Annotated in this window: 13 protein-coding genes; 7 read left to right on the top strand and 6 right to left on the bottom strand. The window is 61.4% G+C overall.

Features of this window, described 5'->3' with window-relative positions:
- Positions 1-80 precede the first annotated feature (80 nt).
- Positions 81-629: a SecY-interacting protein gene (syd, locus tag AB5Y93_RS18795; RefSeq protein WP_368230085.1), complete on the bottom strand. Its 549-nt coding sequence runs from the start codon at positions 627-629 to the stop codon at positions 81-83.
- A gap of 105 nt (positions 630-734) precedes the next feature.
- Here syd and queF point away from each other — a divergent pair, with 105 nt between their 5' ends.
- The 7 genes from queF (at position 735) to AB5Y93_RS18830 (ending at position 9,804) form a co-directional block, all read left to right on the top strand.
- The gene (gene queF, locus AB5Y93_RS18800) at positions 735-1,583 is read left to right on the top strand and encodes an NADPH-dependent 7-cyano-7-deazaguanine reductase QueF (RefSeq protein WP_139701019.1); all 849 of its coding nucleotides are present in this window, start codon (positions 735-737) and stop codon (positions 1,581-1,583) included.
- A gap of 116 nt (positions 1,584-1,699) precedes the next feature.
- Positions 1,700-3,970 (top strand): hypothetical protein, encoded by a 2,271-nt coding sequence (locus AB5Y93_RS18805; RefSeq protein ID WP_368230087.1) that lies wholly within the window; start codon positions 1,700-1,702, stop codon positions 3,968-3,970.
- A gap of 85 nt (positions 3,971-4,055) precedes the next feature.
- Entirely contained in the window at positions 4,056-5,657 is a 1,602-nt protein-coding gene (locus tag AB5Y93_RS18810; protein WP_029313929.1) for a diguanylate cyclase, read from the top strand.
- A 158-nt stretch (positions 5,658-5,815) separates the two neighbouring features.
- Positions 5,816-7,171, top strand: a complete 1,356-nt coding sequence (ppnN, locus tag AB5Y93_RS18815) for a nucleotide 5'-monophosphate nucleosidase PpnN (RefSeq protein WP_010673382.1) — start codon at positions 5,816-5,818, stop codon at positions 7,169-7,171.
- A gap of 121 nt (positions 7,172-7,292) precedes the next feature.
- Complete coding sequence (gene xni, locus AB5Y93_RS18820) at positions 7,293-8,090, top strand: flap endonuclease Xni (protein ID WP_368230089.1); 798 nt, start codon at positions 7,293-7,295, stop codon at positions 8,088-8,090.
- A 142-nt stretch (positions 8,091-8,232) separates the two neighbouring features.
- A complete protein-coding gene (locus tag AB5Y93_RS18825; protein WP_049636264.1) occupies positions 8,233-9,240 on the top strand; it encodes an isocitrate dehydrogenase in 1,008 nt (335 codons plus the stop codon).
- A 120-nt stretch (positions 9,241-9,360) separates the two neighbouring features.
- Entirely contained in the window at positions 9,361-9,804 is a 444-nt protein-coding gene (locus AB5Y93_RS18830; protein WP_010673379.1) for a hypothetical protein, read from the top strand.
- Positions 9,805-9,870: 66 nt separating this feature from the next.
- Here AB5Y93_RS18830 and rlmM read toward each other — a convergent pair whose 3' ends face one another.
- The 5 genes from rlmM to AB5Y93_RS18855 form a co-directional block, all read right to left on the bottom strand.
- Positions 9,871-10,965 (bottom strand): 23S rRNA (cytidine(2498)-2'-O)-methyltransferase RlmM, encoded by a 1,095-nt coding sequence (gene rlmM / locus AB5Y93_RS18835; protein WP_041214679.1) that lies wholly within the window; start codon positions 10,963-10,965, stop codon positions 9,871-9,873.
- The gene (locus tag AB5Y93_RS18840; RefSeq protein ID WP_010673377.1) at positions 10,958-11,344 is read right to left on the bottom strand and encodes a DUF423 domain-containing protein; all 387 of its coding nucleotides are present in this window, start codon (positions 11,342-11,344) and stop codon (positions 10,958-10,960) included. The genes rlmM and AB5Y93_RS18840 overlap by 8 nt, the downstream gene beginning before the upstream one ends.
- A gap of 43 nt (positions 11,345-11,387) precedes the next feature.
- Positions 11,388-12,023: an alpha/beta fold hydrolase gene (locus AB5Y93_RS18845; protein WP_368230091.1), complete on the bottom strand. Its 636-nt coding sequence runs from the start codon at positions 12,021-12,023 to the stop codon at positions 11,388-11,390.
- Positions 12,024-12,035: 12 nt separating this feature from the next.
- Complete coding sequence (locus AB5Y93_RS18850; protein WP_029313926.1) at positions 12,036-12,956, bottom strand: transcriptional regulator GcvA; 921 nt, start codon at positions 12,954-12,956, stop codon at positions 12,036-12,038.
- Positions 12,957-13,242: 286 nt separating this feature from the next.
- Complete coding sequence (locus AB5Y93_RS18855) at positions 13,243-15,378, bottom strand: methyl-accepting chemotaxis protein (RefSeq protein ID WP_368230092.1); 2,136 nt, start codon at positions 15,376-15,378, stop codon at positions 13,243-13,245.
- Positions 15,379-15,407 lie beyond the last annotated feature (29 nt).

Genomic DNA, 15,407 nt, shown 5'->3' on the forward strand with positions numbered 1-15,407 from the left:
ACCGCGCACAATGGCGCAATAAAATGGCGCCATAAAAAGAGAGGGCCTTGCTAGGTGGCAAGGCCCTCTCTTTTGGGGCATCACTGGGGCAAGGTTTCCAGTCGCGCCAGAAAGGCCGGCAACGAGGGAGCCAGCGTCAGGCGCCGCCCGGAGTCCAGCCACTCCAGCCACACCTGGCCGTTCTCGTTATCGAGGGAGACCAGCGTCATCTCGTTGCGGGTCGTGGCAATGAAGAGTGAGGGGGATCGCTTCAACTTGCGCAGCATCAGCAGGTGGCCAATGAGGTTCTCCTTGAGCAGATCCAGATCGGCGTCGTTCCACGGCAGGATGAGTTCGATGCGCAGCCCCTTGAAAGAGCAGGGCAGAGGGCGGCTGAACCAGTGGCCAAACAGGGCAATGGCACTGGGATGCAGGGTCAGTTCCAGGGCGTTCGCCATGGCCGCGAAGTCGGCTGCCTGCTCCCGCTGGAACGGACGCCAGGCGACCCGCCCCTCCCTGGGTTCATCCAGCTCGCAAGGAGAGCGCCAGTCGGCCTCCCAGTCACACAGGGGTAACCCCCGCCTTCCTTCGCCATCGCGCTGCCAGCGTAAAAAGAACTGCTCCAGGGCAGACAGGACTTGATCCGACATCGATATTCCCCACAATAGCGGCCTCTGATGGCCGCAAGTACCTGATCGAAAAATCGGGCCATTGCACCATCAAACCCCTTATCAGACAAGCGTGAGCAAACCAGCATGAGCAAACAAGAGAGATACGCCGGCGCCAGTGCGCTGCAAGGCCTGAGCCTGGGGCAGCAGTCCGCCTACATCAGCCAGTACACCCCGAGTCTGCTGCAGCCCGTGCCACGCAGCCTGAACCGCGACGATCTTGGCCTGAGAGGTGAACTGCCGTTCCAGGGGTGCGACGTCTGGACCCTGTATGAACTCTCCTGGCTCAATGCCAAAGGCAAGCCCGTGGTTGCCATCGGGGAGGTCTTTGTGCCGGCCACCAGCCCGAATCTCATCGAGTCCAAGTCGTTCAAGCTTTACCTGAACTCCTTCAACCAGACCCGCTGCGACTCCCTGGAGGCAGTGCAAGCGCTGCTGGTTCAGGACCTGAGTGGCTGCGCTGGTGCCCCGGTGAGCGTCACCCTCTTCACCCTCGACCAGGCCACCCACCAGATAGCCCAGCTGCCCGGTGAGTGCATCGACAACCTGGATATCGAGGTGGATGGCTACGAGTTTGACGAGACCCTGCTGCAAGGGGCCGCCGGTCGCGAGATCGTGGAGGAGACCCTGCACAGCCACCTGCTCAAGTCCAACTGCCTGGTGACCAGCCAGCCGGACTGGGGATCCGTGGTGATCCACTATCGCGGCCCGCGCCTCGACCGGGAGAAGCTGTTGCGCTACCTCATCTCGTTCCGCCAGCACAACGAGTTCCACGAGCAGTGCATCGAGCGCATCTTTACCGATCTCAAGCACTTCTGCGCCCCGGAGCAACTGACCGTCCATGCCCGTTACACTCGCCGCGGCGGCCTGGACATCAACCCCTTCCGCAGCGACTGGGAGCCGGTTCCGGCGAACCTGCGCCTCATTCGCCAGTAATCACCGGCGCCGCCATCCTGCGGGCTGAGGCCCGCTGCGCATCACCTCAGTAAACTCTGGACGGGCGGGGGTGGGCTTGGATAACATGCCTGCACCTCCGTGCCGTTCTTAATCCAATGAATCAACTGTTTTTTCTGGCAATGATGATGTCCTCCCTGTCGGCTCCTGATCTGGATCTGGCCAAGGAGCAGTTGTCCATCGACCTGCAGCAGGCCCAGACCCTGGTGCTGACCGATCCCGCCAGATGTGCCCAGATTGCCACCTCCTTCCTCGAACGCACGGCCAACAATCCCAAGCAGATCATCAGCAACCGTCAGGAGTACGGCTATCGCGAGCCGATGCTGAACTACGGTACCGCCACCCAGACCACGGGCGCCTATCTGCTCAAGGGGGAGTGTCTGCAGCAGCTAGGGCAGTTCGCCCAGGCACAGGAGTCCTTTGAGCAGGGCATCGCCATGGCCGAGAAAGAGCAGCAGTTCGAGCTGCAGGCCCATGGGCTCTATCTGCTGGTTCGAAGCCGCAATCTGCAACAGCATACCCATGGCGCCGCGTCCCCCCTGCTCGACAAACTCGACAAACTGCTGGCCAATCCCGACCTCAAGGAGAGCCAGTTGCAGGTCTACAGCCGTCTGCTACGCGTCAACGCCAGCGTAGAGGAGCGGCAATTCGATCTCGCCAAACAGCAGCTGGCCGAAACCCGCAAATGGGCGGAACACGCCAAACAGCCTCTGGCCAGGGCCTGGACCAGCGCCGTGGGCGGGGATCTCTATCAGGCGCTGGGTCAGCCCCAGCTTGCACTGGGGGAATACATCGAAGCACAACAGCAAGCCAAGCCCCTGCAGGATCCCCTCTTCCTCGGCCTGCTCTCGAACCAGATGGTCAGCCTCTATCAGGAAGAGCAGGAGCCACAAAAAGCGCTGCAATACGCCAGCGAGGCGGCCAACTATTTTCATGCCCTCGGCAATTCCTCCATGCTGAGCGACGCCCTGATCGTGCTCGCCCGTCTCAACCGGGATCAGGGCGATATGAACATGGCGCTGGTCTATTTCTTCAATGCCCTCGACCTGCTGGACGAGAGCAGCAACCGCACCCGCATCGCCCATCTCAAGTTCGAGATAGGCAAGACCTACCTGCAGACCGGCAACCTCAACCTGGCGCGAAACTACCTGAACGCCGCACGTCAGTCCCATGAGCTGGGGGATGACAAGGAGTCGCTCATCGACACCCTGCTGTTGCTGGGAGAGCTGCACCTCAAGCAGCAGGAGGCGGGCATCGCCATCCTGCAGTTGGAGAACGCTCTCACCCTGGCCAACCGGATTGGGGACATCCGGCGCCAATTCGAGATCTTCCGCCTGCTCTCCGTCGCCTATGAGCAGAAGGGTTACCTCCAGCAGGCCCTGGAGAGCTACAAGAATTACCACCAGCGCAGCGAACTGGTTCGCCAGCAACAGCTGGCGCTGGAGCAGGAGGCGGTGCGCGACAACTACGCCCAGGTGGAGCGGGTGCAACAGGTCAAGGAGCTGGAGCAGCAACTCGACGTCAGCCAGCACCAGCAGGAGCGATACCTCTGGACCAGCGTCAGCACCGGGCTGCTGCTGGCACTCTTCATCTATCTGTTCTTCACCCTCTGGCTGAAACTGCGGGTCGCGCGCCTTCATGCCAAACAGCTGGGAGAAGCCCTGCTAGTAGAGCCGCGCAGCGGCCTGGCCAACTGGCAGCGACTGATGAGCCGCTGGCCGCGGGAGATGGCCAAGCGCCAGCAGAAATCCGAGCGCTGGTACCTGAGCGAACGCCCCACCAGCGAATTTGACGACAAGCTGCACTACCTGCTGTTCCGGGTTCCCTTCCTGATCAACAGCCTGGAGCAACACGGCTATCAGGTCAGCCGCGAGATAGAGCAGGCCTTCGGCCGCTACGTCAACGAACTGACCCCGCAGGATGGCCGCATCTACGACCTGCGCGAAGGCCATCTGCTCTATGTGGTGCCCCAGCGCCACGTGGCCCAGTTACATCAGCTGGCCCAGACCCTGCTCGACACCCTGGCAGCCTTCCCCTGCGAGCACCCGCTGGACAGGCGCATCAGCCTCGGTATCGTCAGCCATCCCTTCCTGCCCAAGGCGGCCATGGCCCTCGATCACCACGGCCTGTTCGATCTCTGCTACCTGGCCCTCTCGGGTGCCATTCAGCTCAGCGAAAAATGCCAGCAGAGCGTCTGGCTTGAGCTGGCCGCCATCGATTGCCAGCAGGCCGCATTTTTTAACGGAGATGTGTGGCAATGCTGCTTGATGGCAATTGACAAGGGACTGGTAAAAGTAAATTCTTCTCATGAAAAGCAATGGGTTAACTGGCTTGCGCTTTCACGGACGAAGGTTGCGGACAATCCGTGACAAAAAGGTACTCAACGGGGTCTTTGATTGGCTTTCTGTTGCTGGACGAAACAAAAACGATAATGACAACAGGGCGACCTGAAGAATGAATGATATGGCTGCCGTAACAGGACAACTGGCAAGACTCAGGGAATCCCTCCAGCAGAAACAGCAGGAGCTTGACGGCATGGCGAGCTTCTCCGATGCCGAACGCACCCGCAGTATCCAGTTCATCGGCAAGCTGATGCAAGCCTGTCGCGGCCACGATCGCGAGCTCGACAACCGGCTCGCCAAGCTCAAGCAGAAACTTGAAGGCAACCCTCCGCTCACCTCCATCGATGCCGATCTGATCGCCATCGAGAAGCTGTTGCAGCAGCACAGCCACACCATGGAAGAGTCCATCAGCCTGACCCGGGCAGCCATCGATCTCGGCAGCAAACAGCTCAAAACCATCAAGGGGTTTCCGGAAGATACCCGCCGCGCCCTCAAGGAGTTTCTCGCCAGCCCGGAGAGTTACGGCATCGGCGATCACCAGAAGAAGGTGATCCGGCTGCTGGAGTTCTACCAGCAGGCGATCAAGATCCAGCTGCTGCCGCGCAAGCCGCTGATCCCCCCTTCGGCGGAGATCCCCACCGAGCTCTCCAGCCCAGCCCCTACCGACTCCTTTGACATCAAGGCACATGCCCAGATTTCAGACGAGTTGCAGCGTCTCATCACCGAGCTCGACTTTGCCGGCGCCGTGGGCGAGAGCCTCGCAGACATCCGCCGCCAGTTGCTCGGGGGCATCACCCCTGCCCTGCTGGCCGAAGTCTGCCTGCAGATCATCGAACTCATCATCGAGGGTACCCGGGAAGAGCGCAAAGCCTCCCAGGCGTTTCTCAGCACCCTGAATGAGAGTCTCTCCTCGGTCCATTACAGCTTTACCGAATCCCTGGATGAAGGGCGGGCGCTGCAAAATGCCGCCCATCTCAGCGGACAGGCGCTGGAGCGGGAACTCGCCGCCATCGATCGCGCCATGGCAGCCCATGACTCGCCACAGATACTCAGGGGCGCCATCTCTGGGCATCTGGACACCATCCGCCGGCTGCAGCAGGAGCGGGAGGAGATGGCCAACCGCGAGCGCCACCTGCTCACCCACCTCTCCAACATGGAAGCCAAGCTCAGGTTGATGAAGGACGAGACCGCCGAGTACAAGAAGCGGCTCACCATCCAGAAACACAAGCTCTTCCTCGACAGCCTGACCCAGGTACACAACCGGGCGGCCCTGGACGAGCGGCTCGAGCTCGAATACAAACGCTGGTTACGCTATGGCACCCCCCTGTGCCTGGCCATCATCGACATCGACCACTTCAAGCACATCAATGACAACTACGGTCACATGGCCGGCGACAAGGCATTGAAGGTGGTTGCCAAGGCCCTGCAGAACGCCTTGCGCGACACCGACTTCATCGCCCGCTTTGGCGGTGAGGAGTTCGTGGTCTTGCTGCCGAACATCAATCCGGACAAGTACCAGAAGCCGCTGGAGAACCTGCGTCAGACCATCAAGAGCATCCCGTTCCGCTTTCGAGATGCCAGGGTCGAGATCACCATCTCCATCGGTGCCACCCTGTTTCGGACCGGCGACCATACCACGGATGCGTTCGAGCGTGCCGACAAGGCGCTCTACAGTTCCAAGCACTCCGGCCGGGATCAGGTCAATCTCGCCTGAATCCGCTTTGAGGGGCGGCTAAAAAAGCGGCAAACGCACAGTCCCCCTATTCCCCTGCCCACCCCCTTGCCTCTACTATCGAACCCGAGGGATGCCAAAGCATCCCGTTTTCTCCCCAGGGAAAGCACAACGATAACAAGCGAGTGAAAGGGGAAATTATGATTACACACATCAATCCCGTGGGCAGCATGGACCTGCTGTCCCAGCTCGAGGTGGATCGCCTCAAGCAGACGGCCTCCAGCGATATCTATCAACTGTTTCGCAACTGCTCGCTGGCGGTCCTCAACTCCGGCAGCCATACCGACAGTTCCAAAGAGATACTGGAACGTTTCAAATCCTTCGATATTCACGTGATCCGGCGCGAGCGCGGGGTCAAGCTCGAGCTGTTCAACGCCCCCGAGCACGCCTTCGTCGATGGCGAGATCATCCGCGGCATCCAGGAGCACCTGTTCTCCGTGCTGCGGGACATTCTCTATGTGTCGACCCAGCTCGAGTCCAATCGTCTGGTCAACCTGACCAGCTCCACCCATATCTCCAACGTGGTGTTCGCCATCCTGCGCAACGCCAAGGCGATCCTGCCCGGCGCCGACCCCAACCTGGTGGTCTGCTGGGGCGGCCACTCCATCAACGAGGTGGAATACCAGTACACCCGGGCAGTGGGTAGCGAGCTGGGTCTGCGCGAGCTCAACATCTGTACCGGCTGCGGTCCGGGTGCCATGGAGGGCCCCATGAAGGGGGCCGCCGTCGGCCACGCCAAGCAGCGGGTGCGCAACGGCCGTTACATCGGTCTCACCGAGCCTTCCATCATCGCCGCCGAACCGCCGAACCCCATCGTCAACGAGCTGGTGATCCTGCCGGACATCGAGAAGCGGCTGGAAGCCTTCGTGCGTCTGGGTCACGGCATCATCATCTTCCCGGGCGGGGTCGGAACTGCCGAGGAGCTGCTCTACCTGCTCGGCATCATGATGCACCCGGCCAACGATCGCCAACCCATCCCCATCGTGCTGACCGGCCCGAAAGAGAGCGCCGACTACTTCCGCGCCATCGACGACTTCGTCAAGGCGACCCTGGGGGAAGCCGCCACCAGTCTCTACCGGATCATCATCGGCGATGCGCCCGAGGTGGCCCGCGTGATGAAGGAGGCGATGCCGAAGATCCGCGAATACCGCAAGTCGGTGGGAGATGCCTACTCCTTCAACTGGTCCCTGCGGATCGAGCCCGAGTTCCAGCTGCCGTTCGAGCCGGATCACGCCAGCATGGCCAGCCTGGATCTGCATCGCAACCAGCCGCCCCAGCTACTGGCAGCCAACCTGCGCCGCGCCTTCTCAGGCATCGTCGCAGGCAACGTCAAGGAAGGGGGCATCAGGGCCATCGAGAAGAAGGGTCCCTTCAAGCTGCACGGCGACAAGGAGCTGATGCACCTGATGGACAGGTTGCTGGAGAGCTTCGTCAAGCAGCAGCGCATGAAGCTGCCGGGCAGCCAGTACGTTCCCTGCTACGAGATAGTCAAATAGTCGGGACATCACAATGCACCGGAGGGGCCCATTGGCCCCTCTTTCATTGACTGGTCTTCTACGGGGTTAGCAGGAGACGCCACCATTGTTACAATGGCTTCCCCGACGACCGGAGTGCCCCATGCCACACCTGCTCATCATCGATGCCCTCAACCTCATCCGCCGACTGCACGCGGTGCAGAGCCAGCAGGGACTGACCCCGGCCCAGGCCCTGCTCGCCACCCGTGCCAACCTCATCAACACCTGCAAGAAGCTCCTGGCGGCCAGCGAGCCGACCCACGCCATCGCGGTCTTTGACGGTGAGGTCCACAGCTGGCGCAAGACGCTCTATCCCCTCTACAAGGAGGGCCGCACCCCCATGCCGGATGAGCTGAGAGAAGGGCTTGCCGACCTGCAGGACGCCTTCTGGGAGTGCGGTGTGGATGCCCTGCTCTCCCAGACCGACGAGGCGGACGATCTCATCGCCACCCTGGCAAGCGGCATTGCCCAGCACGGCGCCAGCGCCACCATCATCTCCACCGACAAGGGGTTCTGCCAGCTCATCTGCCCGCAGATCCGGGTGCGGGATTACTTCAACAAACGCTGGCTGGATGCCGCCTTCGTCCAGCAGCAGTACGGCGTTACACCGACCCAGCTTGTGGACTTCTGGGCCCTGACCGGTATTAGCGGCTCCAACATCAAGGGGGTGCCCGGCATTGGCCCCAAGACCGCCACCCAGTTGCTGCAGCAATACGGGGACCTGGCTGCCATGCTGGAGGCCTGTGAGCGGGAGGAGGCCACCAGACCCCTGCTCAAGCTGCGCCAGCACCGGGAAGAGGCCCTGCTGGCCCAACGCCTGGTCCGGCTGCAGCACGATATCCCGCTCGGGTTCAACCTGCGGGAGATCCGCTACCCTCCCGTCCCTGATGCCGGGGCGTGATCCCCAGCACACCATTTCCCAAGACAGGCCGTACCTGTTGACATAAATGGGTAAAATGTAAAGAAACATGGAGGATGTGGTGCAAAAATGGTATAAAGCCGACGAATCCTCCCCCTCTGTTCCCTAGAAGTGGATACGCCTCATGTCAAAAAGAAAGATTACCGTCATCCCGGGCGACGGCATCGGCCCCAGCATCATCGAATCCGCCATCCAGATCCTGACCCACGCGGGTTGTGACTTCGACTACGAATACGCAGATGCCGGTCTGGTAGCCCTGGAAAAACATGGCGAGCTGCTGCCCCAGGCCACCCTCGACCTGATCGAGAAGAACAAGGTCAGCCTGAAAGGCCCGCTCACCACTCCGGTCGGCGGCGGCTTCACCTCCATCAACGTCTCCCTGCGCAAGAAGTTCAATCTCTACGCCAACGTGCGCCCCGTCCTCTCCTTCAAGGGCACCAAGAGCCGTTACGACAACATCGACATCATCACGGTGCGCGAGAACACCGAAGGCATGTACTCCGGTGCTGGCCAGAAGCGCAGCGATGACAACCAGAGCGCCGAGGCGATGAGCATCATCACCCGGGAAGGGGCCGAGCGCATCGTCACCTTCGCCTTCGAGCTGGCGCGCCAGGAAGGACGCAAGAAGGTCACCATCATCCACAAGGCCAACATCCTCAAGTCCACCTCCGGCCTGTTCCTGGAAGTGGCCCGTCAGGTCGCGGCCCGCTACCCGGACATCCAGAACGAGGAGATGATCGTCGACGCCGCTTGCATGAACCTGGTGATGTACCCGGAGCGCTTCGATGTGATGGTCACCACCAACCTGTTCGGCGACATTCTCTCGGATCTCTGCGCCGGTCTGGTGGGGGGGCTGGGCATGGCGCCGGGCGCCAACATCGGTGAAGGGGCCGCCATCTTCGAAGCGGTACATGGCTCTGCGCCGGACATCGCCGGCAAGAACATCGCCAACCCCACCTCGGTGATCCTCGCCTCCATCCAGATGCTGGAGTATCTCGGTATGCAGGACAAGGCGGAGCGCATTCGCGAGGCCGTGCGGACGACCATCGAGTCCGGCGATCGGGTGACCCGTGACCTGGGGGGCACAGCGTCCACCAGCGAATTCACCCAGGCCATCATCGACCGTCTATAAATAGAATCCAACCATATGATTTTAAAAGGGAGCTTCAGCTCCCTTTGTTTTATGCCAACGCCTCCCTACCTCCCTCGCCAGATGAATACTATGTTGATATGAGGGATAAGGAGATCCACCATGCGTGCTACTTTCATCTTGCTGATTGTCAGCAGCAGTGCCACGGCATTAGACAGGCCAGTCGACAATGCCTGGTTGACGCCGCCTCCCCAGCACGAGGCGCCAGCCAAGCAGACCTGGCAATCCACCCTGGATACCAACGATCTGCTCAAACAGCCCAAGCCGCTCTCTCTGGGGGTGGATATCACCACCGACAGCAACGGTAATCGGCAGATCACCCCCTATCAGAAGCTGAACCTCACGGCAGAGAAGAGCGTCAGCCTCTCCTTCGAAAAGCAAAAGCCCAGGATCAAGTTCAACGCTGGCGGCATCAACACCTCGGTCAAGCTTCGCGGGGATGGCGTCAAGATGCAGTTCAACCCCAGTGACAAGACCATTCCCCTGCAAATTGAGCTGAAGATCACCGACGACGAGTCCATGATGCGTCTGGACTACCGCTTCTGATGACCCAGACACAAAAAAACCGGACGTCACCGTCCGGTTTTTTCATGCCCTGTTCCCGATGCTGCTTCAGGACTTGGGGGACAGCTTGGAGACCCAGAACTTGTTGTAGACGTGCACCGTGATCTCTTCGCGATCGTGATAGAGCTGTTTGGCCTGAATGATGAAACCGCCGTCGATGTCGGCCAGCAGTCCGCGCAGCACCTCGATGTTGTGCACCGCCTCGGCGTAGCGCTTCTTCATCGGCAGCTTGAGGTTGAACATGGCTTCCTGACAGTCGTTCTCCCTGAACCAGTCGGCCACCATGTGGGTCACTCGCGCCGGCTTGTCCACCATGTCGCACACCAGCCAGTAGGTATTCTTCTTGCTCGGCCGCCACACGAAACCATCGTCACGGATGTGCTTCACCTGGCCTGTGTCCATCAGGGATTGGGCCATCATGCCGTTGTCCACCGCCGTCACCATCATGCCGCGACGCACCAGCTGATAGGTCCAGCCACCCGGGCAGGCGCCAAGATCCACGGCCTTCAGGCCGGAGCACAGGCGCAAGTCCCACTCTTCCTTCGGCACGAAGACGTAGAACGCCTCTTCCAGCTTGAGGCTGGAGCGGCTCGGGGCATCGGCCGGGAATCGCAGGCGCGGGATCCCCATGTGGAAGGCAGAGTTGTTGAAGGAGTAGGAGTACCCCAGCATCAGGTGGTCATTGGCTAGGAAGAAGGCGTGGAACACGGGACGGTTCGGGGTCTCCTTCTTGGTCAGGATCTCGTTGCTGCGCAGCGCCTGGCGAAGCGGCACGGTGAACTTGCGGCAAAAGGCGGAGAGCTCCTTCGCCTCGTTGGTATCGGCCGTCTCCACCCGCAGATCACCGCAAATGGCGTAACCGCTCGCCGCCTCCAAGATAGGAGAGACCCGATCGCTTATTTCCAGATCTTTCAGCTCGTGGGTCACCACCAGCATCTGGCGAATGAAGATGAGCTCGCGGAATGGCAGCTTGCGCGCCAGCAGATCGGCCTGCTCCTCGTCATACAACTCGAAGATCACATAGCCGCTGTCGTCCTTGACCCGGGCAAAGCCGTAGCACTGCATGTTGCCGGCACGCTCGGTGATCTCTGCCGCCGCCTCTTTCTCAAAACCCGGGCGGCAATAAAGCAGCAGATTATTCATTCTTTCCTCCAAGACGACAGCCGGCCCACATCAGAGCCGCCCATCCCAACATAAAACAGAGGCCACCGGCCGGGGTGATGAGCCCCAGCCCCTTGCTGCCAAGCAGCACCATGGCGTAAATACTGCCGGAGAATCCCAGGATCCCCAGCACAAAGACGGCGCCCGCGAAGGTGATCACCTTGCCGCGCACGCCGCACAGCCCCAGCACCAGCAGGGCCAGGGCGTGGAAAAACTGGTATTGCACGGCGGTGTTGAACGCCGCCAGCAACGAAGGAGCAATGCCGGTCGCCGCCAGCCCGTGAGCGCCGTAGGCCCCGAGCATGGTGGCCGTCAGGCCGAAGAAGCCCGCCAGCACCAGCCAATGTCGTTGGATCTGCATCTTCTCTCCTTGCACGCTTCTTCTCTCGACCCGCTCGAGATGGTCAGGAGCGGCCCACCGCCGCGATAAAATCCTTGATCCGCTCCGCAGCCAGTCGCAGGTTCTCCTGCTCGCTCATGCCGCTCGCCTTTCTCGGTTTGAAACCATGATCCCCGTCGGTCAGCCAGTGGACCGATACGGCGGGTGAGAAGGGGAAATCGGCCAGCTCGGCGCGGGAACCGAAGGTATCGCGCTCCCCCTGCAGCAGCAGCGTGGGCGTCGTGATCAGCTTGAGCACCTCGCCCCGCCATGCGTCGGGCTTGGCCGGGGGGTGGAAAGGATACCCGAGAACGATCAATCCTGCAGCATCCATCTCGTCATCCCCCTCGCAAAACAGCTCGGCCGCCATCCTCCCCCCCATGGACTTGCCCGCCAGAAACAGCCGGGGATGGGCAAACTGACGCACCATGTCGCGCCAGTGAGCCAGCAGCACGGGTTGTCTGTCCGGCGGCCTGCGTTTGCCGTCCTGAGCCCGTTTGGTCATATAGGGGAAGTTGAAGCGCACCACCTCGATATCCGGCCCCGCCAGCAGTCGCGACAACTCGGCCAGGAAGCGGTGCTCCATGCCCGCCCCCGCGCCGTGGGCCAGCAGAATGCGAACGGGGGCGTCATTCGCCCCCTCTCTTGTCAGGTCAGTCACCAGGTCAACTCCTCAGGCATCGGCAAGGCGGGCACGCCTGCGGGCCTCTTCCTGCTCCACCAGTTCCAGCATCCAGTCGCGAAAAGCCACTATCTTGCCCTGATCGGACTGCTGCTCCTGACACACCAGATAGAAAGCGTTCTTGCTCACCAGCACCTGTTCGAACGGGCAGATGAGACGACCCGCCTCGATCTCCGGCTGGGCCAGCACGCTGTGGCCGAGCGCCACCCCCTGACCGTGGATCGCCGCCTGGATCACCATGGTGGAGTGGCTGAAGATGGGCCCCTGATTGACATTGGGGGCATCGATGTCGAGCTGGCGGAACCAGGCCTTCCAGTCGCGCCGGGAGGTGTCGTGCAGCAGGGTGTGACGGGTCAGATCGTCCGGGGTGCGCAGGGGCTTGGGGCCGGTCAGCAACAGGGGCGAGCAGACCGGGATCAGGTACTCGGTGTGCAGCTTGTCCGAACGAAGACCCGGCCAGTTGCCGCGGCCGTAGTAGATGGCCACGTCCACGTCGTCGGTCAGCGACCCCTCGTCCATGTCCACCGCCTTGATCCGCACATCGATGTCCGGGTGGCGTTCGCTGAACTTGACCAGGCGGGGCACCAGCCACTGGATGGCGAAGCTCGGCTGCAGGGAGACGGTGAGCGCCCCCTTGGCGCTGCGGGCCAGCAGCTTGTCGGTCGCCTCGGAGATGGAGGCGAAGATGTCCTTGATGTCGAGGAAGTAGCTCTGCCCCTCCTCGGTCAGTAGCAGGGAGCGATTCTTGCGGCGAAACAGCTTGATGCCGAGATACTCCTCCAGCGCCTTGATCTGGTGGCTGATGGCTGCCTGGGTCACGAACAGCTCTTCTGCTGCGCGGGTAAAGCTCAAGTGACGAGCCGCGGCTTCAAACGCTTTCAGTGCATTGAGCGGAGGTAAACGACGAGACATGGAATCGGCCGACGATGAATTTTTCTAATGGGGCGCATTATAAATTGTCGGTTGCGGGTCGACCAGTGAATAAACATAATTCGCCACGCAATTCGTTGTCATATGGCTCACACCTTCTCTTCCATGTTGGTTTACATGTGGTTTTTGTGAGTGAGTCGACAGTGATTGTGGTGTTGTGTTTCTTCCTCTGCGGGAAGAAGGGCTAAATCAGGTCGATTTAACCCAGTCTGTCATCTGAATGTGTTTGGCGCCTCCGGTTGGATGGCGCCTTTTTTCTTATCCTCCCCTACACCCGGAACTGGCCCACCAGTTGCTGCTGCTTGTCCGCCAGTTGCGACAGCTCGCGCCCGTTGTCGGCGGAGGTCGCCGCTTCCGCCCGAATGGTATGGCTCACATCGCGAATGTTGCTGACGTTGCGATTGATCTCGTCCGCCACCCCGCTCTGCTCCTGCGCGGCCCTCGCGATCTGCTCGTTCATCTGGTGGATGGTGCCGACAGCCTGGATGATCTGCTCCAGCACGCTGACCGACAGCTCCACCTTGGTGAGGGTCAGATCCGCCTGGTGATGGCCGGTCAGGATCGCCTTCACCACCGCCTCCGTCCCCGACTGCAACTGGCCGATGAGGTTCTGGATCTCGACGATGGCGTTCTGGGTTCGTCCCGCCAGGTTGCGCACCTCGTCGGCGACCACCGCAAAACCGCGCCCCTGCTCACCGGCTCGGGCCGCCTCGATGGCCGCGTTCAGGGCCAGCAGGTTGGTCTGCTCGGCGATCCCCTGGATCACCACCAGGATGTCGTTGATGTTGTCGCTGTTGGCGGAGAGGTGCTCCACCACTGGTTTGGCATCGCTTATCACCGTCATCAGTCTGGACATGGCCTCCTGGGTCTGCGCCACCACGGACTTGCCCTCCTGGGCCGCCGTGTCGGCCTCATCGGCCGCCGCCACCGCCGCATTGGCATTGCCGGCGACCTGCAGGGCGGTAGCGCTCAACTCTTCAAACGCGGTCGCCACCAGATCCACCTCCTGATACTGGGACTGCATGCCGGCGCTGGTACGGGCTGCCCCTTGCGCCGCCAGGGCCGCACTGGCCCGAGTGCCCGCAACGGTGTCGATCACCTGGCTGATGGTGGATTGCAGCTTGTCCAGGAACTTGTTGAACCACTTGGCCAGCTCGCCTATCTCGTCATCCCTGCGCAGATCGATGCGCTGGGTGAGATCCCCCTCCCCGCTGGCGATGTCCTTGAGGCGTGCCACCACGGCGCGGATGGGCGCCACGATACGCTGGGCCATCAGCCAGATGCAGAGCAGGGCGAGCGCCGAAATCCCGCCACCTATGGTGAGCTGGGTGGCCACGCTGCGCTGGGCCTGATCCTCAAGCTCCCCTTGCAGTTGCAGGGCCGAGGCGAGCACCACGGCGCGGGGCAGCTCGATATAGATGCCCCACTTGCGATCCGTACCGCGCATGCTGACCGGCACGAAGGTCTGCAACAGTGCGCCATCCGGGCTCCAGCGCGTCACCACATCTCCCTTGGTCAGCCACCCCTTGAGATCCTGCGCCAGCCCTTGCTGCTCCAGCAGATCGCCAAGGGCGACCGGGAACCCTTCCACGCCGGCCACCCGCCCTTCACTGCTGAGCAGAAGCACCTTGCCCTGCCCCTTGTAGAGGGTCCGGCCCATCTCTTCCACCAGGCTCTGCAGGGTCCCCAGGGAGATGTCGACCCCCACCATGCCAAGCAGGGAGCCCTGGTCCAGCAGCGGCACGGTCACCGAGGTCATCAACACCTGCTGGGTCCCCACCTCGTCCACATAGGGTTCGAGCAGACAGAGCGCCTTGCTGCGGATGCTGCAACTGTACCAGTCGTTCTCAAGGCCGCCGTGTCCGGAGGGCTTGTCGTTGGCCAGCATCGCCTCGTCCATCACCTCCAGGCTGACCTTGCCGTCGACCCTGGCCCAATAGCTGGAAAAACGCCCCTTGTCGTTGGCGCCAAGCGCCGTCGACCCCTGATAGTTGTCATCCTCCCCGTCGAGCTGGTTGGGTTCGAATACCGCATAGACACCGAGCAGGTTCGCTGACGACTCCGCCGCATCCTGCAACTGCTGGTTGACGGCATTGCGCAGCGCCTCGGAGTGAACGAAGTTGTCGGCCGCGTTCTTGCGCTGGAACAAGATGCCCTCGGCAAGCAGGGTAGCCCTGAAGTAAGCCTCATCGAGGTAGCTGGTCACCCGGGCTGCCTGGGTCGCCCCCATGGCCTGCATCCAGTTTTCTGCCGCGTGCTGCCCCTCCAAGGTGGTGGAGGTTAGCACCTGCTCCTGCATGCGGGCCGCGTTGAAAAGAGAAGAAGCCACCAGCGCGACGGCACTGGCCAGCAGACAGCAACCGGCGATCAGGGTGATCCGTCCCTGAACAGAAAGAGAACTCATGCCACTATTTCCTAACGTCTACAGATGTG

Source organism: Aeromonas sp. R10-1 (genome assembly GCF_040908465.1).
In the GTDB taxonomy this organism is placed as follows: domain Bacteria; phylum Pseudomonadota; class Gammaproteobacteria; order Enterobacterales; family Aeromonadaceae; genus Aeromonas; species Aeromonas caviae.